This is a genomic window from Novosphingobium album (ex Liu et al. 2023), assembly GCF_029076845.1.
GTDB lineage: Bacteria > Pseudomonadota > Alphaproteobacteria > Sphingomonadales > Sphingomonadaceae > Novosphingobium.
Genome location: NZ_JARESE010000028.1, coordinates 268,177 through 291,915, shown reverse-complemented (window position 1 = coordinate 291,915; position 23,739 = coordinate 268,177). Strand labels below are relative to the sequence as shown.

The following is a 23,739-nucleotide window of genomic DNA, read 5'->3' as shown; positions in this document are numbered from 1 at the left end:
CCTCTTCAACACAGGAATAACCGCCATGCTGATCACCAGCCTGCTGCCGCTGCTTGCCCGCTATGCGCTCGGCTTCGACCTTGTCGCTTGCCCCGACGACATGGTCACGCTCACGATTCTCCCGCGTAAGGCCGCAGGGGCTGCCCATGTTCCCGAAGCCAGCGAAACCCGCCCGATTTCTATCACCGCGAGCGCGGCCGAGATCGATGCGGAACTGGCCCGAGGCATGGAGGGCGCCTTGGGTCAGCTCATCGCCGCACGCAGGACGCTCGGCGACCAGCTTGCCGAGCAACGAGAGGCGGCCGACGCTGCGAGGGTCGCCGCCGCCGAGGCGGCAAAAGCCAGGGCGGCCGCGCCTAAGCCTGTAACACCTGCCGGCACCGCTGGAAAACCGGTGGTCACCGCCAACCCGCCGGCCGATGCCAGGCCCGACGATCCCGCCAGTCTGTTCTGATGGCTTTCGTCCGGCTGTCCGCACCCCCGCGCCCGTGACCCTTATCGAGGAGATATTCCATGCAGATCCAGCAACTCGCCCGCACCTACCGCTACGACGGCATCGAGCTTCCGGTGCCGTCCCACCTCGCTAACGATCCGGCGGCGCTGCGCGCCTATCATGCCGCGCTCTACCCCGCGATCCTCAATGCCGAAACGGTCGATCTTGGCGTGACGGGCGGCGCCCATGTCATCGAATATCGCCGCGCGGTCGGCACCAAGGGCTGAGCTGTGGCACAAAGACCGGCAGCATCGATGGCGTCTGCGGCCATAGCGCCCGCACCTGTCAAATCCCTCCTGCAATGGATCGAGTCCGACGATGACGACAGCATCGGCATCACTCCGCCTGCCTGCGGCAGACAGGCGAGCGCCCTTCACATGCAGCTTTTTTCCGAGCGCAAAGCCGGCGGCACTGAAACGTCCGAACCGCTTGCCCCGCCCGCAGGCCTCCGCCTCCCCCCGCTCGGCTGACCTTGCCGGTCGCGCGGTCGCGCTTTCTCCCGATATCCCCGCGCTGTTCGACAGCCCACTGGCGCGGCATCACAAGCTGATCGGCCACTGGGTTGCGGCACGCGAACCATCGGCGGGGATGTTCACGCGCGTCGCCGCCCGCCGCCACATCGAACGGACTTTCCAGACCGCCGTGCTCGAAATCCTGGAGCCCATCCACTTCGTCGACCTGCGAATCACCGTGCTGCGGGGGGCGGGAGAAAACGAAGGTGCCCTTGACGGTGACGGCGATCGATCCCCGGCGCTCATCATGACCTGCGAAACCATGGGGCAGCTCGACCTTGGCTGGATTGAGACCAGCGAGGCGCCGATGGGCTGGCGCGCCGCGGCTTATCGGGCGCTTGGACACTGTCTGCCCGGTATCCTGCCGATATTCGGCTACGACGATCTCTTCGAGCACATCGCGATGTCCTGGTGGGACGGCGAGATCGACGACGAGGCGGCGCGCGAGGCGCTGATCCATTATCATGGCGCCGACGCCGAGGGGCTCGACGAGATGATGCTACCATCGGCGATGGAAGCGCGTCGTCCCGCATGGATGATCGCCGCCAACGTGGCTCCGCCGAACAAGCTCCCGGCCGGCCTGCGCGAGAAACTGCACCACCTTCGCGAAGCGCATGCGGCGCTGGAAGAGCTTGCCGATCAAGACCACGCCTGGCGCTTCGATACCGAGACCCTCTACGAATATGTCCCCGGCTTCGAGGAATGCTCGAGCCTGCCGCCGCTGACGCTGGTGCCCGCCGAGCAGTTCGCGCCCGAGATCGACGACATCGGCCAATACGGCATGGAAATGGGTTTCATGGACGTGGTGGGGCTTTGCCCGCTCGCGGATCGCAGCCGGATCGACGCCTGGTTCAATTCGCTCGCGACAGGCGTGCGCTTCCTCCTCGCCGCCCAGGACCTGATCCGGTTCGATCCCACCCCATTGCGAGGCCGTCATGCCCGATCCCGTCACGCCTGCGCATAGCGCCCATTTCGAAGCCACCGGGAGCGACATGATGCTGACCCAGGCCATCCTGCTCTACCGCACCGGCACCTCCGGCGCTTTGCGTGCCTCCGGACAGGAGGCGATGGCGTTCGCGAGTATCCATGGCATCGAGCATGATGACGAAGGCTCGCCAACGATCAGAGCGGGGAGACCGCTGACACGGGCGCATCTGCGGCAATGGGCCGAAGCGCTGGGGCGCCGCACCGTGCCCGAAATCCTGCCCGCCAACGTGCTGGTCGCCCATCCCGATCTCCTTGCCTGGTGGGTGCCCGAACAGGTGAGGGATGCCTGTTTTGCGCTGTCCTCGCCTCCGGCAGGACTGCGCTGCCTGTCGGGACGAACGATCGTGCCCGTGCCATATCCGGCGCATCTGTTCGTCGCCACGCGGTCGGGCCTCGGCGTCTATGCCTTGCCGAAGAATGAGCGTCCCACCGCCGACACGCGGGTACTGCATTCGCCGATCCTCAACGTCTTCCTGAGCGGGATGCTGTGCTGGGGCAATATTCCCAGACCGAAGACGCTGGCCATAGCTGCCATCCCGGATTTCGAGCGCGCGGTGTTCGACTCATGGTCGACCCATCCCAATCCGGGGCAGGAACTGACCATATCCGGCAAGGGCGGGCTTGTTCGCCTGTGGGATGTTCTCGCGGCGCGCCGGGCGACGCGCTTTCCGGTGCGGCGGATGAAGCCGTTCGCCACCGGCTCCCGCCAGCAGAGCCGCCGAGATCCGGCGCCGGGTGCGGCGAGGCCGGTGACGGCCGGGCAATTGATCGCCGCGAACGCCAGGCGATGAGCCTACTCGCCGGCGATCCGACCGCCGCCGCGATCCTTGCCGCGATGCCCTGCTATCCCGTGCCGCCCGCTGGGCAATCGCCCGCGATCGGCGTGCTGCGGGAGGCCGGGACCGGGCAGGGGCTGGCCGTCGGGCACGACGGCGTCATGCTCATCCTGCGCCGCCCATGGTTGGCGCTGGATTTCCCCATCGCGCCGCCGCTACCCGCCTATGTGCCCTATGGCAGCATTGGCGGCGCTGGCGCCGATCTGCGCTGCGGGCCGATTCCCCGCGACCATCTGGCGCGCATCATCGAGCATTTCCGCGCGGCGCTGCCCAATGAGGCGGCGGCTTTCGTGTTGTGGCACGAGGCCAGCCGCACGTTCGCGGTGGAGTTCCCGGCCATCGAGGAGGCGACGCCTTCGCGCCTCGTCTATCGCTCGCCGGTCCTGCTGCCGGGCTGGCACATGGTCTGCGACCTTCACAGCCACGGCACTGGTCCGGCCTTTTTCAGCGCCACCGACGATGCTGACGATGCCCATGCCACCAAGATCGCGCTGGTGATCGGCCGGCTCGATCGGTCCGAGCCGCCGATGATCGCGGCGCGGCTCTGCGCGGGCGGCCTCTACGTGCCGTTGCCACGCAGCCCTTTCACCGGAGATGCCGATGCCGCCTGATAGCCCGACCCGCCACTATCTGGCCGCCGGTTTCGACCATAGTGCGATCAGGATCATGCTGGTCGGCTGCGGCGGCAATGGCGCGCAGATGATGATGGGCCTTGCCTCGCTCGACACGGCGCTGCGCGCGATATCGTCCCGGTCGCTGCATGTCACCGTGGCCGACGACGATAGCGTCACCGAGGCCAATCTCGGCCGCCAGCCCTTCTACCGCTGCGACATCGGCGCGTCGAAGGCGCGCACGCTGACCGAGCGCATCAATCTCGCCCACGGCCTCGCCTGGAAGGCGGTGCATGGCCGCGCGCCCGGCGCGGTCGGCATCGAGGGCTGTGATATGCTGATCAGCTGCGTCGATACCGCCTCGGCCCGCCGGGCGCTGGGGAGGGCGCTGGCCGAAGGTCAGGGCATGCCCGCCTATTGGCTCGATCTCGGCAACCGCGCGCGCGACGGGCAATATCTGCTCGGCTGTCCGGCCCGCAGGTTCGACGAGAACGCCGTGCGGCTGCCGACGGTGCTCGAATATTTTCCCGAACTCGCCGACGAGAGCCTGCCCGACGACGATGCCCCGTCCTGTTCGGTGGCCCAAGCGCTCGAACGCCAGTCGCTGTTCGTCAACCGCGTGCTGGCCAGCCATGCCCTGGCGCTGCTGTTCGATCTCTTCGGGCGCGGCTCCATCGGCCATGCCGGGGGCTTCCTCAATCTTGCGAGCGGGCAGGCAGTGCCGATCCCGCTGCCGCGTGTGAACAAGATCGAGCCGATCCAACGCACGAAAGGAGAAGTGCTATGCATGAAGTGACGGACGGAGGCTGGACGCTGCATTACCTCATCGGCCGCGTGCTTGCCGCACAGGTCTCGCCGGGCGACCCGATCGTCATGCCCGGTGGGCGCGGCGATCTGATCGTGCTCGGCGGCCGTGCTCCGCACCGCGCCAACGATAGCGGCAGCGTGATCGTCCGTGGTTCTCCCGCCGAGGACGCGGATAGTGCAGAGGTGCATCCCCGCACCCTTGGCATGGTCTGGATCAGTGCTGCGAGCGGTTGGTCCTACCTACCGGCATGACACCGTCCTCAGCCCTCTTCGATCCCGCCGACCCGCAATGCTGGATCGCCCATGGCCGCAGCCTGGATCATGCCGCAGAACTGGCGGCGGCGTGGGCGGCGTTTCCCGACCTGCCGCCGGATGCACCGCTCGATGCGCGCATGGTGCGGACACGTGAACGCGCGGCGGTGCTGCGGCCGCTGCACGACAGGATTTCCGCGGAAGGCGAGCGCGAAAGATGCCGCCGCAATTTCGCGTTCATCGAACGGCGTGTCGCCGAGGGGCAAGCCGACGTCCGCGACCGCGCCATTCTCGATGGCCGCGACCAGCATGGCCATGATTGGGACAGGGCTGTTCGTTATAGCGAGGGCTGGTACGCCACATGGGCTGGCTGGCAACCGCGTGATTATAGCTGCAGACAGGACCGGATACAGTCCAACGGTCTTAGCCCCGCCTATGCGCAGGGTTTTCGTGATGGGGGCGGAATTCTCGACGATCCCTTCGACGCGGCGAGGCGCGCCTATGCCGCCGCTGCCAGAATGGAAAATCATGCACGCGCGCCTCCTCCACGCGGCACGCCCCGCCCGCTGCCAAGCCACTTGCCGCGGCCGACCGATGCTCCGCGTCCCAGTCGGTGGTCGCGGCGGGTGCTGATCCTCGGCGCCGGGGTAGCCGCGAACGATCCCGCCGGACTCATCGCGATGCTGCGCGGGGAACCCGGCCATGACGCGGTCACGATCATCGTCGCTGCCACTGGTCGAGGATTTTACCGGTGGGGCTGTGTCGCCTCAACCGGTAGCGCCGCACCCACCAAATCATTGTCCGCCCTGCTTCGCGAAATCGAAGTCGATGACCTGCTGGTCATCGCCGAGGGCGAGGATATGGCCTGGATCGACCGGCATGCCGCGCTGCTACCGCTGTGCCGGACGATGGAGCGCACCCGCAATTCCGCAATCCAGCAGCGCGCCCAGTTCCGTCTGTGGCTGGCGCGCGGGTTTGACAAGGAAGTGCCGGCGTCCGGCCATATCCGCTGGAGCAAGCGCGCCAAAGGGTTGTCGGGCCGGCTCGGTGAGTTCGTCATCCGCTACGCAGGCCCTGCCCAGCCGCGCGGGCACCGCATCGTCGTCGATCTGACCAGCGGATCGCCGGCGACGGGCTACATGACCGCTGGCGGAGAGGGGCTGCAGCCCGAAGCGGTGATCGGCAACAAGGCCCATCTGCGCCAGCATATGGCGGTGCTGCTGCGCCGTTTTGCAGCGGCCATACCGCAGCATTGAAGCTGCGTCCGTTCGTCCGTCCCGCACGGTGCGGGAGGGAAGGGTGATCGGGAAGGGGGGCGTGGCCTTTGCCTGCTCTTTCCATCTTTCCGTTGAAGGAATCCGTCATGGACCTGATCCTCTCCCGGACCCGCATCGCGGGAACGGCCAGCCTCTATAGCTACCGTGCGCTGATCCCGCTGGACGATCTCGCGCCTGCGCGCCGTCATCGGGTTGCGATCTTGCAGGCGAGCACGCCAGCCGGGCGGCTGCCCTGTGCGCGGATCGCCGATGTGCTGGCGCCCGACCGCTGGTTCGGACGCGAGTTCGCGGTCCCCTGCGGCCTTGCCGCCGGGATCAATCTGATGGCGCGGCGGATCGAGGCGCTCGCGCTCGGCTTCGCCTATCCGGAAATGACGGCACGACTGACGCCGCCCACCCTCCGGCTCGACCATGATCCGGGCGATGCCTGCCGGCGTATCGCCGTGATCGATCTCAATGCGGCCTTTGACGCTCTCATGCCGCACATCGCCACGCTGGCAGCTGCCGACCTCGAGCTCGACAGAGGCCACGAACGCCGCGCCGCCTGACGCAGGAACCCATCCATGACCGCACGCGAACAATCCTGCCCCGAAACCAACCAGGTCAACTCGATCGAGCAGGGGCGCTACTGCGTGCTCTCGACCGCGCATCTGACCTTCCAGACTGCCGATTGTCTCGACAAATGGGCGTCATGGCCACCGAGCGACCGCCCGATCGATATCGCCGCTTCCGTCTATGGCTGGTTCGTGCCGACCCGCGATCTCCTGGAAGAACGGCGCGCGAACCTGCCTGAAGACCTGCTGGGGTTGATCGCCTTTGGCCGGGCTCGTGGTTTCCAGTTCGTGCTGCTCGATTGCGACGCTGATTGTGCCGAGGACCTGCCGGTGCATGACTGGTGACAACTCCCGGCGCGCAGGCGGCCAGCGATACGGTCAGACGGAGACCTGACTCCAGAACCCGACCTTCCGGCCGTGAGCCTTGCGCAATTCCTCCACCCAACTCGCATGAGAAACTATGCCTGGCTCATCGACGATCCGCGGGCCAAGTTTTGCCGCGGCGATAAAATCCCGTGCGGCATAGGGGTAATATTTGGATGAAGCGCGCTCCAGCACGCGGCCGACCAGTCGCCGGTAGAGCAGCGTCGCCGCACCCGGATCGCTATGTGCCAGCGTTTCGGCGGAGGGGCGCAGAACGTCATAGGCCCTTGCCTCCAGCCGATCGAGCCGCTCCCGAACCAGCCTGCCGGCACGGCCAAGATCGGGCCAGTCGATGAGGAACGCCAATGCCGATGTGGCCGGTTCATGCGCCAGCGCCGCATCCAGCGCCCGCTGTTCGGCATCGAAGTCCTCGAAATCGGGCAAGGCTTTGAGCCAGTCGCGCAGCGCCTGCGCATCGAGCCAGCGGTCGAAGATCGCCTTGCGCTGGGCTTGGGCGGCCTCCTTGCGCCCCAGCGCCACCAGCGCGCGCAGTTTGAGATCGGCCAGTTCGCGCGCATTGTGATCATGCTCGACCGGAGCGTCGATCCAGCCGAGTGCTTCTTCGGCCCGGCCATGCGCGATGAGCCGCTCGGCCACCTTGGCGTTGAGCAGGGCATTGCGCCGATCAGGATCGACGGTGGCGATATAGGCGTCCACATCATCGTCGAGATCGGCCAGTTTGGGGAGCAGCCAGCCGACCGCATAATCGAACCGCCGCCGTTCGAGGCCGGTCAGCGAGGCCTGTTTATCGAGCACCAGACGGCGCAGCGCCGCGCGGCCTTCGCGTCCCAGCGCTGGTGAGGCGGCATCGGGGAGTTCGTCGAAGACACCGTAGCCATCGCTTTCGATCAGGGCCAGGATGTCGCTGGCCAGTATTTGCGGGTCCGTTGCAGCGGCATGGCACCACAGAGTCCCCAGATCCTCGCCGCCCTGCCGGAAGACATTGCCCAGAATGCCGCTGCTATCGTCGGCACGTTCGAACACCGGTGCCGCCAGGCTCAGAAACAGCCGCATGAGATCGATGGCCTGTGATGGCGCGGTTTCCGCCAGCGGACCTGCAATGCTGGTACGCAGCTGATCGAGTTCCTGCGCGAGCGGGCGCACCTTATCCCATTCGACAAAGCCGCGTGAGCGACGGATCGTCTTGAGGCGCTTGTCGATTTCATGCGCCAGCGCGCCGCTGTCGTCCTTGGCGGCAAGTTCCATGCGCGCGGCGCGGGCAAAGATCGGATCGGCTTCGGCCTGGGACAGCACCAACCGCGCGAGGCGCGCCGCGCCCAGACCTTGCAGGTTTTCGAGCGTCGGTTTGGCCGAACCTCGGGGCGTCTTTCCGCGCACCACCATCAGCCGACATCACTCTGTGCGGGATCGTTCCGGTTGATGAACTTCAGCAACCTGGCGTGAGCCGCCGATGGACGACGCATTTGAGCACATCCGGCCCGATATGTGGCGGCGGAGACCCGGCTGCCCCGATGGTGATCCGATATGTCAGCCATGGCCGCCTTTTTGTCGCAGGATCATGCCTTTGAAAATCCGAATACTGGCCTCGTCCCCATGATATCCGACCGGAGGAGAGAGGGAAGTCAGAGCGTGGGCGCAATCGTGTTGCCCAAGAAGGAGACCGCCATGTCGCTTCCCGCCACGATCCACACCGCCGTCAGTCCCGAGGCGATCCACCGTGCGTCCCGGCTTTTCTCAGGTGGTTCGCTCGATGTGATCAACGAGATCCTGCAAAATTCGCGCAGGGCAGGAGCCACGCGCGTCGCCGTCGATATCGTCGCGATTGAGGATCGGGACTGGCTATTCATCCGCGACGACGGCTGCGGCATCGATGATCCCGCAGCGCTGCTCATGCTAGGCTTTTCCGGATGGGGCGAGACTATCGCCTGCTCCGAGGATCCGGCCGGCATGGGTATCTTCAGTCTTGCGGGCCGGACCGTCGTGATCGAATCTTTCTCGCGCCTTGCAGGCAAGGCCTGGAAGGTGACCATTCCTGCCGAGGCATGGGATACCGGCATGCCGCTGGCCCTTGAACCTTCGGAACTGGGCTGGGGCACGCTGATCAGCATCGCCATGCCCGAGGACTGGAAAACCGGCATCCGTTCCGCCATCGTCGGCGCCGCGCTGCATTATCCGCTGCCGGTCACGCTGAACGGCGTGCTCCAGCGCCGCGAGGATTTCCTTAAGGATGCCCTCGCCGTCGAGGAAATGATGGGCTGCAAAATCGGCATCTACAAGGGTGATCCCCATGGTCTCGACGGATGCCGGCTCAATTTCCACGGGCTGCAGGTCAAGCATGACCTGCCCCGCATCCGCGAAGTGGGCATACATGTCTTCTGGTCGGTGCGCGTCGATATCCTCGATGCGCCCGGCCTTCACCTCGTTCTGCCCGCCCGCAAGGAGATGGTGCAGAACGCGAGCCTCAAGGCGCTGGAGGCGGCGGTAGAAGAGGCCCTTTACCGGACGATCGCAGCCCAGCCCGATCACCGGTTGTCCTTTGCCGACTACCAGCGCGCCCATGGACTGGATATCGCGATGCCCGAAGCGCGGACGGGCCTTGCTCGTTGGCGCCCGGAGACCGCTGACGACAGTCACTGCCGTTCGTCCGAGATCGAACTGCGCGAAGGCGCGATGCTGATCGTGCCCTGCCTCGAAGCGGATATCGCGCAGGGTTTCGCCCGCGCGGAGCATTCACCTCCACTTGCGGCATATTCTCTGGTCGAGTGCCAGGCAGAGTTTCAGGGCTATGACTGGTATGACGCCTTGCCGCGCGTCGATCGCATATCCTTCCTGATCACCCGCGACGGCGTCGAATGCCGCTATGAGGAATCGGCGATCCTTCCCGCCGGTCTCACATCGGGCATGGCCGACGAGATTGTCGTCGACCTCATCATTGCCGGGACGTGCGGCGATGCCGCGGCGGAGACCTGTCACCTGATCGCGATCGACGCGCTGGTCTGCCGGAACGAGGGGTGGGACATCGACGAGGCGATCATCCTCGTTTCCCGCGATGGTGGCATCGATCCCGACCGGTTGGCGCGCATGATCTATGCCGCCCTGTTCTGCGCGGACGACGACAGTGATTGCGACAGCTGGGAAACCCAGTCGGAGAATTTCGACCGGGAGGCTCAGGTTGCGGCGACCCAGATCCTGCTCGGCGAGGATGCAGCGCTGCTCAAAGCGGTGCGGATCGCCGCATCGAGCCATGTGTCCTGGCTGCTCCCCAAGGATCGGGCGGTCCGGATCGATCTGGGACAGGGCACGCTGAGCGTCGAATTCTTGCCAGACCCCGAGACCGTCTGATCGCGGTTCCCGCCTGCTGGCGGGCTCCCTTCATCCTACCCACAACCTGCCAAGGAGACCGGCCATGCGCCGCTTTTCCAATTACGCCTGCTCGACGGCGCACCTTCCTCTTGCCGAGCGCGAAGCTATCGATCTGCTGATCCGCACCGCGACGCAGCGACAGGGCCGGATCGTCATCGAACATCCCAGCCTCTCGATCGAGGCGCACCAATATGGCTTCGCGGTTCATCTGGGACTGTTCGACGATCTCTCCGACAGGCCCGACGATATTTCACCGGAACTGTGGACTCTGATGAACCATGCCCGCCGCATGGGCGCCAACTGGCTGTGGTTCGACCGCGATGAGCGGCCCAGCCCGGCATTTCCGGTTTTCCCGGCGGTTGACGGGGAAGGGACGGGAGCGACGGCCCAGGACGATACCGCTGCCGTCTTGCCGCCACCCGGAACCATCACCCAATGCTGCCGATCCTGTGGGGGTAGCCGCGTGATGCGCGACGCCTGGGCGCATTGGGACGAAAGCGCCCAGGGCTGGACCCTCGGCGCGGTGTTCGATGCTGCCTACTGCGAGGACTGCGAAGCTGACGCGCTGCTGGTCGAGCGGCCCGTCGATACCAAGGGAACCGCCGTATGACGCTCGCCCGTCCGCCTTGTCCCATGCCCATCCTATCGCCGCAGCTGTCGCCTCTGAGAGAGCGGCTGAGCGGTTTCGATCATGCCTACAGGACGGCGCTTCAACTTCGCCAAGCGACGGGAGTGCCTCACTATGTCGTGCGGGGACTGGCTCCGCTACAGGCCTATCAGGTTACCATGCGACCGCCCGAATGGCCAGATCGCTGGCTAGCGATGGTCGCGTGACCGCGCGTCGAGGCGCGCCGGTGGTCGCCGCATGGGGCATGGGCGTCGACAGCACCGCGATGATTATCGAATGGGTGGCGCGCAGACAGCGTCTGGACGTTGTCCTCACGGCGGACCCCGGCGCGGAGCGCCCGGAAACCTACCACTTTCTGCCGCTCTTCCAGCACTGGATGGACGATCATGGCATCGAGCATCATGTCGTGCGCTACCAGCCGCGCCGCTTCAAGAACTGGCCGCCCTATTTCACCATCCTTGAAAATTGCCTGACCAACGCAACGCTACCATCTGCCTCGTTCAACCGAAAATCGTGCAGCGTCAAATGGAAGATCTTTCCTCAGAACCGCTGGGTCGAACACTGGCCAACGGCGTTGGCGGCCTGGGCGCGGGGCGACAAGGTGGTCAAGCTGATCGGTTATGACGCTTCGCCAGCCGACAGCCGCCGTTATGCCCACCGCGAGGGTATCGAAGACCCTCGCTATGATTTTCGCTATCCCTTGCGCGAATGGGGCTGGGATCGCGATGCCTGCACGGCGCGCATTCAGGCGGAAGGTCTGCCCATACCGGTTAAATCGAGCTGCGTGATCTGTGCCGCCATGCGCCCGGAAGAGGTCGCCACGCTGCCGCGCTGGGCGCTGCGGCTGATCGTGCTGCTGGAGGCCAGAGCGGCGCCGCGGCTGAGAACTGTCGAAGGGCTCTGGCACCGCTCCACCCGCGCCAGACCGGGGTCGATGACGGCCTTCATTCGCGAGAGAGCCTTGCTGGGCGCAGGTGAAATCGATGCGATCATCGCGGGCGCGCCGGTCGATCTGGTCGATTTCCAACGCATGGCGGCGGCACTGCCCCTGGCCCAGCGCCCTATGATGCGCGACTGGATCGAGCGCTTCAACGCCGGGGTCGATCGCTTGTCAGCCTGAACCCGCGAACAAGACGAACCCGCTATGATCCCGCCTTGCGTGCCCGAATCCGGGACGGCTTGCCCATATGAGCGGCCGAAACGTCGAGATCGATCGCCAATTGCTTGAGGACACGCGCCGCGCCAAGGCGCTGCAAGCCGTCCATACGCGGATCCATGTGAAGCCGCTGCATGCGGCCCCGCACCAGATCGGCTGCGACTCGCAGGGTATGAGGATCGATATCAGCCATGGCGGCAGGATAGACCTTATCCAATCGCCGGGCGAGCGGTGACTGCCAGGTGGGCTCGCTATCCCTGAAGGCTGCTCATTCCCGGTGATCTGGAAATCGTGTTGGCCAGTTCCATCACGATATCAGACCAGCTTGCGAGGATCGTCGCCTCCCGATGTTCGACTTCTCCCGTGATCGCCGCGAACGTTCCGAGATATTCGCCATATTCGCGGGCACGGAAAGGCCGGTCGCGTTCCAGCATCACCGAGAGAATGGCGAGAGCCTTGCCCTGCGCCAGCACTACCGCCTTGTGATCTTCATCCCTGTCCGACATGCATAGGCCGTCCTGTCTTGCAGCAGTGACCCGCCGGCGGAACGAATCCCGCCGACGTTAAGCGGTTCCAGCCGTTCACGCGTGTTCGTTTGTCTCCCGCCAGCTTGCGCTGGCGCCGGGACGGTTGAACACGCGTGAACACTGGGGAACCGCGCCCCACGTATTCCCCACGCCAAGCGAACCGGCGCGCACGGGTATTTTATTCCGTGGGCCGCCCGACATAGTCGGCGACCCAGTGTTCACGCACAATGCGGCCACGCCGATGTTCAAGCCGGACGTGGCTGCGGCGTTATGCCACAAGTGCGGGCAAGCGCCCATCCATTTCTTGGGCCGGATCGGCGGTGACGCCGTTGGCAGCGGGAATCGGCCTCAAAGTGATGCCTCGGCTCCTTGACCAGCCATGCGCCACGGGCATATCGCGTCTATGCGCCTCACCGACCATCTTGCCGCGCGCCGGCGCTATTATGCTCGCGCAGCACCCACCTTGCCCGATATCCTGCTGATCGACGTGCTGCCGTCTATGCCGGGGCCAATCTGCCGCTGGGCCGCTATTACCCAATCATCCTCGAAACCAGCGAGGAACTGCGTGATATGGACGCCTTTCTCACCGCGCCGCGCGCGCAGATGGTCCTGCCGGACCTTTTCGACCGCCGCCCATCAGCCATTGCCGGCGATTGCATCGTCATCGCCGCTACGCTCCGACGGAACCGGACTGGCCGTGGTTACTCCTTTGCCGCTGGCCTCCAGCCTATGTAGCGTTGCCCCCCTGCGACGCCGACATGTTCGCGCGTGGTGCTTATACCAGCGAAATCCTCGCCACCCGCGAAGAGATGATCGCCGCGGAAAATCGTCTGCGGGCAAATCTTGGCGGTCACGAGCTGCGCGACATGTCGCGGAATTGAATTCGGTGGCGGGTAGCGCCTGAGCACGCCGGAACCACGCTGAAGCGCTGCCGCGCATTGCCAATCGGCGGCTGAACCGCCATGAGATCCCCATGCGACAAGCTGTTTACTCCTGCGCCTTGCCGCGCCTGCCCGGATTTTTGCCGGGTTCCCGTTCGCACCGCGGGACATCATGCTGATATGCCGCGTGCGCCGGGAAATTATCGCCGCCTTGTCGGCGTGTTGCATATGAACGGCCACAGCCCGATGCTGGAAGCCGATGACGGGCGCATCCTCCGGCTCATCAGTAGCGATGATCTGCGCGGTTTCGACGCCGTTGGCGTGATCGTCGAAGGCACGCTTTCCGGGACGAACCGCTTGCAGCTCGAATGGATCGGCCAACGCCCCGAATAGCAGGCTGTTCGCAAAGCTCTCGGCTATCCGGCCAGCGCCGGATTTCTACGCTACACACCCGCGTCAGTTGGCATTCAGGACAGACTGCCGCGCTGGCGTGCATCCGCTCGGGTAGAGCAAGGCGCGCAAATCCGGTGTCCCCAGCGCTTCGTAGCGCGCTACGCGCGCACGAAAGGCGGCTTGCTGTCTTTCGGTTAATCGATGGCTGCTGAGCGTGGCGATCAAGGTTATGCACCTTTTCGTCGGCGACCGAGAATGCGGCGAGCCTCACCAGATCCTCGACATGCTCGGCGGGATCGAAGCTTTCCAGAACAATCAGGAAAATCTCGAACTCCAGAAAAGCCTCGAGGATTGCCGAGTTCGGTTTGCCCACGCCGCCGTCTCCTTCCGGGGAGCAGCGTAATCATCCACTGGCCCCATAGCACGAAGAGATAGGGCCAGACTGAGCAGTGTTTGCCCCGCGCAGCGCGTCGCCTGTTGTTCGGTGAGAACAGGAAACCCGGTCGCCCGGAGGCAAAACGCGGACGGTTGGTGCGAGCGGGCATGTGGCGCGCACGGGGAAAGGGGGGCTTGAGGCGTCGCGCGGGCGGTGAGTTCGCGCGTCATGGAGAGGGTCGCGCCAGGCTGCGCGGCCGCGCCGGAGAGGAGAGGAGGATCTTGAGGAGTGTCGCCGGGAAAGGGTTCCGAGCGATATTCGAAAGGTCAAGTGTCATGAATATCGGTGAAGTTTCGCTCCAGAATGGTCGTCTGATGGGCCGTATCGCCACCCGCACCATCGATCTGCCCCGCATCGGTCTGCGCCCCGTCGAGAGCCAGAATCCGCGTGCGCCGCGCTTCGAGGTGGTGGCGCTCAATGTCGCCCGGCGCTGGGTCCAGATCGGCGCGCTTTGGGAAGCGGAAATGAAGAAGACCGGGGAGGTGTTCCTCGCCGGCAATATCGACGATCCGAGCCTCCCCGAACCGCTGCCCGTGGCGCTGTTCGGCAATGAACGCGACGGATACGCGATCGCATGGCGGCGTGACACGCTGCGCTCCGATGCTGGTGGGTCCGGCTTCGGTTCCAGCAACTACGACATGCAGGGGCAGGGCGACCGCGGCGGCTATGATCGCGGCGATACCGGCGGGTTCGGGGACAGCACCGTCGGGGACGACGGCACGATGACCCGCGAGATGGCGCCGGCGGACGACGACATCGCGTTCTGACGCCAGCCGCATCAGCCTCAACCGGGCCGGGGAAGTTCGCGCTTCTCCGGCCCTTTTCTTTTCCCCGACAATCGGGAGTCTCCACCATGACCGAACAATCCTCGCGCCGCGTGAGCAGCCTTGCGGACCTGCCCAGCCTCTATGCGGCGATCACCGCCAGCCCGGAATTCCAACGGGCCTTCGGCGATCCCATTCCGCTCTCCATCGTCGAACCGGGCGAAGCGCCTGGCGAGCATGACATGCCCGAGCCGCTGGCGGCACAGGCTGAATGCGGGGCCGTCATCGCCACCATCTTCGACCTCTTCGCCGGCACGCGGCTCGAACCCATCGCCGCGGAAATCGCCTGGGGCTTCGTCAACTCGTTCCACTTCGTTGCCGGCAAACTGGAACGCCGCGAGGATTCCCTCGCTGACGAAATCCGCGATCTGGCCCACCGCCCGGACATGTCCGAAGTCTATAGTTCGGAACTCGAGGAGAAGCAGCTCCTCTGCCAGTCGGCCGCCGAACAGCGCGAGGCCGTCGAATGCATGCGCGACTATGCCGCCGAGATGTATCGCGCGCAATCGGGCTGGCCGTGGTCGCCCGCCAAAGGTTCGCGCGCGTCCAAGGCCTCGACTGCCACGCAGGTCGCGGTGCAGGATTTCCTGCGCGGCCGCGATCTCGAACGGCGCGAGCGCCATACCCCCAAAGGCCCGATCGTCGTTGCCTCCGGCCATGCCGAATGGCACGACTGGCAACCGGTCTGGGCGCGGCTCGATACCATCCATGAGCGTATCCCTCATATGATGCTGGTGACCACCGCGCAGCGCAAAGGCTTCGACGCGATCGTCGCAGCATGGGCGGCGAACAATGGCGTGCCGCTGGTTGCCTATACGCTCAGCGGATCGGGCCGTGCCGCCCCCTTCGCGCGCAACCGCAAGCTGGTCGATCTGAAACCCGTCGAGGCCGTGCTGGGCGAGGGATCGGGCATTCAGGCCAATCTCTATCAGGCGCTTCGCAAGGCGGGTGTGCCGATCCATGCCTTCCGCAAGGCGGATCAGGCTCCGGTAGCCAATGTCCCGCGGGTGACCGTCACGAGGCGACGCCACGCCGCCTGATCGGGAACTGTCATCCCACCCATTCGTGCCGGCCGCGCATCCCCGCGCGGTCGGCATTTTTTATGCCAAAAGGGGAGGGCAGATCGCGGTCGATAGGCCGTTATGGGTGTTTGGACGAGAGGTCGCGCCTGAAAGCAGCCATTTGAGAATCAGGGGCATCGAGCCCCAGATTCTCAAGCCTCCTCTCTTCTCTCAAGTCTTCTTAGTGTGGCACGGGACCGCGTCCGCCTCAAGGACGACAGGGCCTCACCATTTTTCCGGGCGGGTCGAACACAGCATTCTCCTGCCTGCCCGGTGGCCGCCCGAAAAAATCGTGACCCCCATCGCCGGCTGCGCCGGTCGGGCTTCGCCCGATCCTTGACCCGGCCGCTCGGAGCCCGTGCCGAAGAAATGACCTCTTTCAATTTTTCAAGGAGGTTATGATGACCAAGGCATATCGTTCCGTCCGCTCGTTCTCGGAGATCGCTGATTTCGTCGCCGAAGAAAGCGCGCAAGTCACCGAACCATTCGCACACAGCTTCACCGAAACCGTCGATGGCTACCGGATCAGCGTGGCCGACGAGGTGATCACCAACGACATGCCCGACGCGATGCAGGTCCAGCTCGCCACCGAAATGCTGGTGCGCACGATGTTCGATGTGCTGCGAGACAGCCGCCTCGAAGACCTGTCCGACCGGCTCGCCTGGGGGATCGTCCATGCCTTCCACCGGGTCGCCGGACAGCTCGATGGCGAGGCCGACAAGGCCGCGATGAAGGTCAAGGGCCTGATCCGCGAAGCTGACGGCAGCGAGGTGATGATGAACGAGCTGGAAGAGGCGCAGACGCTCTGCCAGTCCCTCGACGAAGCGCGCGATGCGGTGGCCTGCATGCGCGATCACGCCGCCGCCACCTTCCATGCCGAGACCGGAAGGCCGTGGTCTACCCCGCGCGGATCGCTGGTGTCGAGCAAGCGCACCGCCTCGGTGATTGCCGCGCAGGATTACCTCGCCGCACGCCGCCAGCGCAGGATCGACGCGCACCACCCACAGGCCCCGGTGGTGATCTTCTCCGGGGGCGCTGAAGGCTGGAACGACCACGCACTGATCTGGGACAGGCTCGACAGCGTGCACGCGCGTATCCCGGCGATGGTGCTGGCGACGTCGGCGCAGGACAAGGGGTGCGATGCCATGGCGGCGGCATGGGCAGCGAGCCGGGGCGTGCGCCTCATCGCCTTCACCCTAAACCGCAAGCTGGGCAAGCAAGCCGGGTTCCGCCGCAACGAGCAACTGCTGGCGCTGCGTCCGGTCGAGGCCGTGGTCGCGCAGGGGTCGGGACTGCAATCGCATCTCGCGCGGGAGGTGAGGGCGAAGGGAATCCCGGCGCACTTCATCTGCCTCGCCCAGCAGCGCAAGGCCGCTTGAGGGGAGTGTGGGAGGATCGGTCCGGTTCACCGGGCCGATCCTCCTTCTCTTTTACTGCCGGGAAGCTCGGTCCCGCTCAGGGACCCGTAAACGGGTCCGTCGCGGAACCGATGCGGTGCCGTAAGAGCGGCCCCGGCCTCCTGCGCGCGGCTCCGCCGTGCTCGTCGCAGGGACACCCTTCGGGTGATTGTTGGATTGTCAGGGTTTCAGGTCGGGCAGGGGTTTGAGCGCTGTCGTTGCCGCCGCGCCGCCCACCCGGATGGCCTGCATTACCACGTCGCGCAATTCGCGCTCGGTCAGCTTTTCGACAGGCAGTTCGCGGATCACATCCGCATATTTGCCGCGCAGAGCGCGGCGGGCCTTTTCTACATCATCGGCGGCCTTGCGCTGGCGTGCTTCCAGTTCCGCAAGCCGATCTCTTTCCGTCAGTTTGGGCATGTCCATCTTCCTTTGGTCGATGGTCTGCCCGCCACATCATCCATGTTGGGAGTGATCCCCATGAACGCAAGATACAGACCCGAATATCAGCGGCTCCATTCGCTCATGGAGTATGATCCGGCGCTCCGCCGGGATAGAAAAGGGACCCTGCCGGGTGTTGCCCGCGCCTCGCGTGGCGAGGTCTCGCAGCAGGTGAACTGCTGCGCTTGGGCGAACGCACGGCGCAAGGCCGTTTGTAATGCACCCCACGCACGGGTGCTGCAGTTCGAATCGCTCGTTGAATCAGGTAGTTAATTCAGTGGTACGCGGATCATGAAAACAGACCGAGCTTGTGGTCCGCGTCCCCCACCGAGTTCGCTCCAAATCAATAACTCGTTGACATAGCCTTACAAAATGCCGTGGTGGTCGTACGACGCTCAGCGGGTAATTTTTGATAGGCTGAGTGTCGATCCTGGCCGTCGCCATCACATGAAAAATCGGAACTGGTAGGTGCCTTTCCCCATTCCCGGCATCCGTTTTATTACCTGCGCCAAGGTCTTCGCATAGCTCATCGTGACGGGCAGCGGATCGTAAAGTCCGTCATTGTTCCAGTTCATTTTCGATAACGCGAGCGCGGCTCTCGCGGTATCATCCCATGTTCCGTGCCCGGCATGTCGGACCAGTCTCAACGGTCGTGGTGTGCCTTTGCCACCTTGAAAATAGGGGCGGCGCCCGAAGCCATCGACTGCCCCATGCATCCAGAGCAGCGCGTCTTTGCCGCTGAGCCCGAGCAAGGTTCCGCGTTTCACCGGATACCCGTCAGCTTGTGATTTCTCAGGATCGTTACGGTCCTGTTCCCACCGCGCCGCCTGCCAGCCATTGTCCTCGACGATCTGGACAAGATCGACCGCCTCGATATGCTTCAGCGCCTCGAAACAGCCTTCGATTTCCGCTTCCTTGAACTCCGTGGATTTGTGGATCATCACGCGCGTTGGTGGTCGACCGCCGTGGCGCCGGCGATAAAGGTCCAGCGAACGGGTGATGACCCGAAACATCTCGGTATGCGAGAGAAACGGGTTCTCCCGCTGCACGTTCACATCGCCGGTGTCATAGGCGATGAATTCCAGACCAGCACCATCGGCGTCGAAGACCTGGCTGCAACAGGTCACGAAGCGGGCAAGCTCCGATTCTGCGGGCCGGAGCGCATAGGAGATACCAATATAAGCCGTGTCCGGCTCCACATCGGCCAGTTTCCAGGGAACGCCGCCAGCCTTGGCGTAGAGCGCGAGGCCGATCCGCCACATGACGCTGGCCCGGCATCGATAGGATAGTGCGCTGTCTTCCCGCACAATCTGAATGGGCAGCTGCCGCGCGGCGGTGAAGGCTTTGAGCTGGTGATGCAGATCGAAATCATCGGCTCCGTAAAAGCCGGAAGACCAGCGTTCAGGAAGATAGATGAACAGCACGTCAAAATCTGCGCGGTTGGCGTCGAGCAACTGGATTGAACGGATGAGCCGTTCGGCAAGCAGCAGGCCCGCTGCAGGGCAATCTTTCAACTCTCCGTCCAGTTGGGCATCGAGTTCCCGCCGACAATGGCTTGCAGCTGGCGCGAGGTGCGTCTGGAAGACGCTGTTGAAACTAGCCCAGTCCGGAAGATAGTCAGTTCGCTCCTGCGGTCTCGCAGGCTGGTTGAGTTCCCTCAGGAACTCGAAGAGACGCTGCGATTCCCCGGAAGGCGCAAGCGTCGCCACGCGGATGGGGGACGGGGTGAACATGCTCGAATAGGGCCCGAAACGGGCCAGTCCGCGCAGCGGATGGATGTCGCGATCGCTCGGCCGGTCCGGATGGAACAGCAGATTGGGCTCCGGCAGCCGGACATGATGTTGGAGTTGGCTGGTCATGGCTTGGCTGCCCATGAGAAAGCCGACTGGCGATCGACGTCGAAGGCGGCGTCCAGCCCATCGCCGATCGCAAGGGCACGCAGATTCTGGCCAGCGAATCTGCGCGACCAATAATTGATCAGTTTGTCGAGCATTTGATTATAGCGGCGTGCGGTCCGCTCCCGCGCAAAATCGGCGGTGATGGCTTTGGTTTCCTCGCTGCCGCCATCAAAGATGATCCTGGGCTCCAGCAGCAGCCAGAGCTGATCGCTGGCCCAGTCCAATCGCAGGCCGATACCTTCGCGCCAGGTGATATCGCGCTTGCGAGGGACGCTGCCGACGATCGGGCCGCCGATCACATCGCGCAGACCCTGCCAGGCTGGGTCGCCGGGCACCCGCGGCGCCAATATATCGGCGGAGCCTCTGGCGCGCGCCTCCATGTCATGGGTCCGCGCAATGGCGGCGACAAGCGCCCGGCGCAGCAATCCCCGCTCCTGTGAATCATAGCGCAGACGGCGATCCTCGAAGGTGGCAATGCCGAACTCTGTAATGCTAAAGGGGGCAAAGACCCGCCGGAACTCATCATCACTCCCGAAGCCGAGGACTCCCGCGCGCGTCCGGGCAACGATGATCCTCCCTTCGGCTGCTTCGACGGCTTCGCGCACATCCTTGCCGCCGCCGATCTCGCAGACGATCTTACGGCAATTCACCGGACGTGTCACACGCACTGCGTTCATGCGCAGGACCGGCCAGGATTTTTTGCCCAAAGGTGCGGGGGCAGCCGAGAAGCGTCGCCGCTCCTGACCTTCCGCTCGAAGGAGGGACGTGTCGATATCCGGCAGCAGCCGCAGCAGATCGATCATCGCCTCGTCGAATTCTCAATCCGGACGATCCCTGCTTCGAGACCGGCGGCTCTGGCTTTCGCGATTAGCCGGGTGACCCGTTCGAACGGAGCTGCCTCGCCGCGATGCATCCAGAACAGACCGTTGGGATAGGCGCCGTGTTCGCCAACCGCCTCTTCCAGCGCATCCATTACAGAGGAGTCGCGGCCACTATAGCCGGCAACGATAAGACCGAAGCGACGGCATGCGTCGACGAGCTGCCTGCGGAATTGTGCATCCTGATGGCGCAACTCCTCGCTGGTGTTCTTCAGGCGCCGCGACCGGAAATCGCCATGCAGCTTGATCTCGATGGGCCATTGCTGCTCGGAAATGAACTCTCCCGCCAGAAGCGTCCCGTCGAGCGACGCCATATTCAATGCCGCCGTCGTGTCGAAGGTGCGCGCGCAGGCATCGGCGAGAAGATGGTCGAAATTGGTTGTCCACACGATGTTGCAATGGGTGGCACGAAGAAGAGCGGCCAGCGCCAGATGTCCGTGGGTCGGCTTCATCCCCCGGATCATATGGTCGATATAAGTCCGCCTGTCCTGTTCTTGCGGGTAGGTGGCCTCGAACAGCGCCGAATATTCGTCGGGCGCGCCAGGTTCTGGCAATGTGTCGGATTCGGCCAGAAAAGCATCGAGGGTTGCGAGTATTGCCGGTGAAGAGAGATCGGCGACGGACTGAGGAGAGACCTTGCGCTGGGTGATGTACAGTTCCCGTTTGAACCGGCAGATCATATCCCAGGCTGTCAGGATCCCAGCTGACGCTGAAACGCCGGCGCCCAGGAGCCACATCAACTTCGCAGGCCGCATCGAAAACCGCCGCGCGAAATCATCCATCGCTATTTCGATACTATAATCGTCTCCACTCATCTGTCCGATGATTAACCGTTCACTGGATCTACGCTAGAGCGTTTTGTCGCCCTCTGGCGTAAAACCGGGGAAGGGCTCATTGAATTGCCATTTTGTTCATTCTATGTTCCAGTCTTGCGGATTCGCGCAAGAAAGCATGAGCGGCATCTCCTGGACAGCCGAGCGGAGGGTTAATGACCGCGATTATCTATCTGTCGCCAACTGACGACATCCCTGCCGAGCGCCATGTTGCCTTGGTCGTGCATCGCGGCTTTGGCGGCATGAAAAAGGGCTATTTTTTCGATAGCGCCAAAGGCGATACCGGCGGCTCGGCAGGCTTCGACTGGCGCATGTCCGAAGCGATCGAGAGGGCGAAGCGTTTCGCGGCAGAACAAGGTATCGACAAGGTCATCGTTCGCGCGGCGCGTGCCTGAATCTTTGGTCAGGCAATCTGGTGGGTTTGGATGCCTGCTAACCGGAGCAAATTGTGAAGCGTAGCGATCTTGCTTCGATTGCCCCTGTGCGCCGTATAGGTGAACAGGACGCGCTGCTTGGCGCGCGTGAAGGCAACGAAAAATCCCGCCGTAGCCTCGATCTGATCCTTGTCGAAACTCCACCAGGCACCATCGTCAAGACCGACGAAGATCACGCTGTGATACTCGAGACCCTTGCTCTTGTGGATCGTCATCAAGGGAATGGCATGGAGCCCTTCATAGGTATCGAGCGCCGTTTCCCAGTCCACGCCGTTGCCTGCGGATATGTGCAGATGCCCAGCCGCTGCGTCGATCACCTTGTCTAGCCATCCGCCCTGCCGGTAGGCGGGGTAGGCCGCGACAATGCGGTCCCGCCCTATCCAGCTTATTATCCTGTCGACCACGGATCGGACGTTTGGCTTGCCGACGGGAGGACTGACATGCGCCGCAAGCAAATCGAGTGCGAAGCTGTCGAGATCACTGGCAAGACGCGCCTGAGCGGCCTCGTCATCCGGCGCGATGCCCCGCAAGATACCCAGACTGTCCTGGCATAAAGTCCAGTACCGACCGCTGGCCTGACACACCGCAAGTCGCAGGATGGCGACAAGCAGTTCGGAGACCTCCTCGGCGAGCAGTTCCTGAAGCATGACTTGCCCGACCATCCCAGCCTCGTTGCGAAGCGGAATCCCTCGGGCTGCGAAGGCCGGTTCGAGTACGGCCGCATAGTCTCCCGCTTTCTGCCGGACGAGCAGAACGAAATCGCGAGGCGAAAGATCATGGGTTTTCATCTCTGCCGCGACAAAGGCGGCGAGGTGCGTTGCTTCGGCTTGCGCCGACGAGAAATCCCAGATCGCGCAGCTCTCGCCGGTGATCGAGCCAGCCGCCATGGCGACGGACTTGGCCGACTTCGCATCAAGCGCTTGGGCCAGCACATGCTGGATGCGCACTAAATTGGGGGAGGAACGGTAATTGTTATAGAGCGGCGTGCGTGTTGCCCCGAAATCGGCTTCGAAAGCCGCGAAGGGCGCATCCATCGCCATGGCCCAGCGCATGATCTGCTGTTTGTTGTCGCCGACCGCTGTGATCACGGTGCCGGTTCCCATGAAGATGGTCTGCACCAGATCATATTGGATCTGGGTCGTGTCCTGAAACTCGTCCATGAACAGATGCGGGTAGGTCAGCCGCAGGGCCTCGCGCGCCATCGGATTGACCCGCAGGAGCAGTTCGGCGAGGCGTCCGATCATCGGGAAAGAGAGGTAGCTTTTGGAAGCGCCATGCAATGACGATTGCCAATATTGGTCGGCCGCCCATTGCGCTGGCGTCGGGCTGTCCCAACCACCGGCCGGCAGACGTGTGCCGACAAGATGTCGCCGTTCGAAGGATTTGACGGCGATCGCTTGGAGATCGGCATAAGTGCCAACGCTGACAGGCGGTGAGCCGAGTTGATTCTGGAGAAAGTCGCGAAAATCCCGCTCGCCGGGAAAGATGATCTCATAGTCAGGCGTGGGACGCCAGCGAGACGGAAGCGCTTGGCCGAAGCGGTCGATCAATCCCGTGGCGAAGGCGTCAAATGTCATCGAGTCCAAGCGGCCAGCGTGGTCGCGATGGCAGCGCTGCGCCACCCGCGCCGCGAGATTAACGGCGGCATCGCGTTTGAAGCTGATCGCCAATATGCGGCGCGGGCGCGGAGCGGTGCCGGTCTGGAGCAGATAGGCGGCCCGCTGCGCCAGCAATTCTGTCTTCCCGGCGCCGGGGCCAGCAATCACGGAGCGATTGTCGCTCGATCGCACGACGTCGAGCGCGTTCGCCTCCAGTGCGGCGACGCCGACAGGCTGCCATTGATCGGGTCGAACGCGCCGAGACAGGACCAACATGC

At 64.1% G+C, this 23,739-nt stretch carries 29 protein-coding genes; 22 read left to right on the top strand and 7 right to left on the bottom strand.

The genetic code is table 11. From position 1 onward, the window contains the following. Positions 1–25: 25 nt before the first annotated feature. From PYV00_RS10595 to PYV00_RS10550, 10 genes are all read left to right on the top strand, one after another. Entirely contained in the window at positions 26–454 is a 429-nt protein-coding gene (locus tag PYV00_RS10595; RefSeq protein ID WP_275228229.1) for a PRTRC system protein E, read from the top strand. A gap of 59 nt (positions 455–513) precedes the next feature. After that, positions 514–720 (top strand): PRTRC system protein C, encoded by a 207-nt coding sequence (locus PYV00_RS10590; RefSeq protein ID WP_275228228.1) that lies wholly within the window; start codon positions 514–516, stop codon positions 718–720. A gap of 91 nt (positions 721–811) precedes the next feature. Then, a complete protein-coding gene (locus tag PYV00_RS10585) occupies positions 812–1,969 on the top strand; it encodes a hypothetical protein (RefSeq protein ID WP_275228227.1) in 1,158 nt (385 codons plus the stop codon). Further along, positions 1,941–2,783 carry a PRTRC system protein B gene (locus PYV00_RS10580; RefSeq protein WP_275228226.1) on the top strand — a complete coding sequence of 281 codons (843 nt, stop codon included), beginning with the start codon at positions 1,941–1,943 and terminating at the stop codon, positions 2,781–2,783. Before PYV00_RS10585 ends, PYV00_RS10580 begins: the two co-directional genes overlap by 29 nt. Next, the gene (locus tag PYV00_RS10575) at positions 2,780–3,439 is read left to right on the top strand and encodes a PRTRC system protein A (RefSeq protein WP_275228225.1); all 660 of its coding nucleotides are present in this window, start codon (positions 2,780–2,782) and stop codon (positions 3,437–3,439) included. Before PYV00_RS10580 ends, PYV00_RS10575 begins: the two co-directional genes overlap by 4 nt. Beyond that, positions 3,429–4,235 (top strand): PRTRC system ThiF family protein, encoded by an 807-nt coding sequence (locus PYV00_RS10570; protein ID WP_275228224.1) that lies wholly within the window; start codon positions 3,429–3,431, stop codon positions 4,233–4,235. The genes PYV00_RS10575 and PYV00_RS10570 overlap by 11 nt, the downstream gene beginning before the upstream one ends. Further along, positions 4,223–4,498, top strand: a complete 276-nt coding sequence (locus tag PYV00_RS10565) for a hypothetical protein (protein ID WP_275228223.1) — start codon at positions 4,223–4,225, stop codon at positions 4,496–4,498. Before PYV00_RS10570 ends, PYV00_RS10565 begins: the two co-directional genes overlap by 13 nt. After that, positions 4,495–5,754, top strand: coding sequence for a hypothetical protein (locus PYV00_RS10560; RefSeq protein WP_275228222.1), 1,260 nt, complete (start codon positions 4,495–4,497; stop codon positions 5,752–5,754). Before PYV00_RS10565 ends, PYV00_RS10560 begins: the two co-directional genes overlap by 4 nt. Before the next feature lie 107 nt (positions 5,755–5,861). Further along, positions 5,862–6,323, top strand: a complete 462-nt coding sequence (locus PYV00_RS10555; RefSeq protein WP_275228221.1) for a hypothetical protein — start codon at positions 5,862–5,864, stop codon at positions 6,321–6,323. A gap of 15 nt (positions 6,324–6,338) precedes the next feature. After that, on the top strand, positions 6,339–6,674 hold the full coding sequence (locus tag PYV00_RS10550) for a hypothetical protein (RefSeq protein WP_275228220.1): 336 nt from the start codon (positions 6,339–6,341) through the stop codon (positions 6,672–6,674). Positions 6,675–6,707: 33 nt separating this feature from the next. On the opposite strand, the gene PYV00_RS10545 is transcribed toward PYV00_RS10550, so the two are convergent. Continuing rightward, positions 6,708–8,096: a DUF6880 family protein gene (locus PYV00_RS10545; protein ID WP_275228219.1), complete on the bottom strand. Its 1,389-nt coding sequence runs from the start codon at positions 8,094–8,096 to the stop codon at positions 6,708–6,710. Positions 8,097–8,237: 141 nt separating this feature from the next. Here PYV00_RS10545 and PYV00_RS10540 point away from each other — a divergent pair, with 141 nt between their 5' ends. From PYV00_RS10540 to PYV00_RS10525, 4 genes are all read left to right on the top strand, one after another. Next, the gene (locus PYV00_RS10540; protein ID WP_275228218.1) at positions 8,238–10,055 is read left to right on the top strand and encodes an ATP-binding protein; all 1,818 of its coding nucleotides are present in this window, start codon (positions 8,238–8,240) and stop codon (positions 10,053–10,055) included. A gap of 64 nt (positions 10,056–10,119) precedes the next feature. Beyond that, on the top strand, positions 10,120–10,686 hold the full coding sequence (locus PYV00_RS10535) for a hypothetical protein (RefSeq protein ID WP_275228217.1): 567 nt from the start codon (positions 10,120–10,122) through the stop codon (positions 10,684–10,686). Positions 10,687–10,876: 190 nt separating this feature from the next. Further along, complete coding sequence (locus PYV00_RS10530; protein ID WP_428981624.1) at positions 10,877–11,824, top strand: hypothetical protein; 948 nt, start codon at positions 10,877–10,879, stop codon at positions 11,822–11,824. A 67-nt stretch (positions 11,825–11,891) separates the two neighbouring features. Further along, positions 11,892–12,095 carry a hypothetical protein gene (locus PYV00_RS10525; protein WP_275228215.1) on the top strand — a complete coding sequence of 68 codons (204 nt, stop codon included), beginning with the start codon at positions 11,892–11,894 and terminating at the stop codon, positions 12,093–12,095. Between the two features lie 16 nt (positions 12,096–12,111). On the opposite strand, the gene PYV00_RS10520 is transcribed toward PYV00_RS10525, so the two are convergent. Continuing rightward, complete coding sequence (locus tag PYV00_RS10520; protein ID WP_275228214.1) at positions 12,112–12,366, bottom strand: hypothetical protein; 255 nt, start codon at positions 12,364–12,366, stop codon at positions 12,112–12,114. Between the two features lie 390 nt (positions 12,367–12,756). Between PYV00_RS10520 and PYV00_RS10515 the strand changes: the two genes are divergently transcribed. The 7 genes from PYV00_RS10515 (at position 12,757) to PYV00_RS10485 (ending at position 17,361) form a co-directional block, all read left to right on the top strand. After that, a complete protein-coding gene (locus tag PYV00_RS10515) occupies positions 12,757–13,122 on the top strand; it encodes a hypothetical protein (protein WP_275228213.1) in 366 nt (121 codons plus the stop codon). Positions 13,123–13,145: 23 nt separating this feature from the next. Further along, a complete protein-coding gene (locus PYV00_RS10510; protein ID WP_275228212.1) occupies positions 13,146–13,268 on the top strand; it encodes a hypothetical protein in 123 nt (40 codons plus the stop codon). 81 nt (positions 13,269–13,349) lie between these two features. Beyond that, positions 13,350–13,661, top strand: a complete 312-nt coding sequence (locus PYV00_RS24360) for a DUF5818 domain-containing protein (RefSeq protein WP_342803805.1) — start codon at positions 13,350–13,352, stop codon at positions 13,659–13,661. Between the two features lie 214 nt (positions 13,662–13,875). Further along, positions 13,876–14,064: a hypothetical protein gene (locus PYV00_RS10500; RefSeq protein ID WP_275228211.1), complete on the top strand. Its 189-nt coding sequence runs from the start codon at positions 13,876–13,878 to the stop codon at positions 14,062–14,064. A 308-nt stretch (positions 14,065–14,372) separates the two neighbouring features. Then, positions 14,373–14,864, top strand: a complete 492-nt coding sequence (locus PYV00_RS10495; RefSeq protein ID WP_275228210.1) for a DUF736 domain-containing protein — start codon at positions 14,373–14,375, stop codon at positions 14,862–14,864. A gap of 86 nt (positions 14,865–14,950) precedes the next feature. Continuing rightward, on the top strand, positions 14,951–15,961 hold the full coding sequence (locus PYV00_RS10490) for a DUF2493 domain-containing protein (RefSeq protein ID WP_275228209.1): 1,011 nt from the start codon (positions 14,951–14,953) through the stop codon (positions 15,959–15,961). A gap of 422 nt (positions 15,962–16,383) precedes the next feature. Then, positions 16,384–17,361 (top strand): DUF2493 domain-containing protein, encoded by a 978-nt coding sequence (locus tag PYV00_RS10485; protein ID WP_275228208.1) that lies wholly within the window; start codon positions 16,384–16,386, stop codon positions 17,359–17,361. 198 nt (positions 17,362–17,559) lie between these two features. Here PYV00_RS10485 and PYV00_RS10480 read toward each other — a convergent pair whose 3' ends face one another. The 4 genes from PYV00_RS10480 to PYV00_RS10465 all read right to left on the bottom strand — a co-directional run bounded on the left by PYV00_RS10480 (position 17,560) and on the right by PYV00_RS10465 (position 21,378). Further along, entirely contained in the window at positions 17,560–17,799 is a 240-nt protein-coding gene (locus PYV00_RS10480; protein ID WP_275228207.1) for a hypothetical protein, read from the bottom strand. 464 nt (positions 17,800–18,263) lie between these two features. Next, positions 18,264–19,679: an argonaute/piwi family protein gene (locus PYV00_RS10475; RefSeq protein ID WP_275228206.1), complete on the bottom strand. Its 1,416-nt coding sequence runs from the start codon at positions 19,677–19,679 to the stop codon at positions 18,264–18,266. Continuing rightward, the gene (locus tag PYV00_RS10470; protein WP_275228205.1) at positions 19,676–20,521 is read right to left on the bottom strand and encodes a hypothetical protein; all 846 of its coding nucleotides are present in this window, start codon (positions 20,519–20,521) and stop codon (positions 19,676–19,678) included. Before PYV00_RS10470 ends, PYV00_RS10475 begins: the two co-directional genes overlap by 4 nt. Continuing rightward, a complete protein-coding gene (locus PYV00_RS10465; RefSeq protein WP_275228204.1) occupies positions 20,518–21,378 on the bottom strand; it encodes an SIR2 family protein in 861 nt (286 codons plus the stop codon). The genes PYV00_RS10470 and PYV00_RS10465 overlap by 4 nt, the downstream gene beginning before the upstream one ends. Positions 21,379–21,584: 206 nt before the next feature. Here PYV00_RS10465 and PYV00_RS10460 point away from each other — a divergent pair, with 206 nt between their 5' ends. Further along, complete coding sequence (locus PYV00_RS10460; RefSeq protein WP_275228203.1) at positions 21,585–21,824, top strand: hypothetical protein; 240 nt, start codon at positions 21,585–21,587, stop codon at positions 21,822–21,824. 8 nt (positions 21,825–21,832) lie between these two features. Here PYV00_RS10460 and PYV00_RS10455 read toward each other — a convergent pair whose 3' ends face one another. Then, positions 21,833–23,737, bottom strand: coding sequence for a UvrD-helicase domain-containing protein (locus PYV00_RS10455; protein ID WP_275228202.1), 1,905 nt, complete (start codon positions 23,735–23,737; stop codon positions 21,833–21,835). Positions 23,738–23,739: the final 2 nt, after the last annotated feature.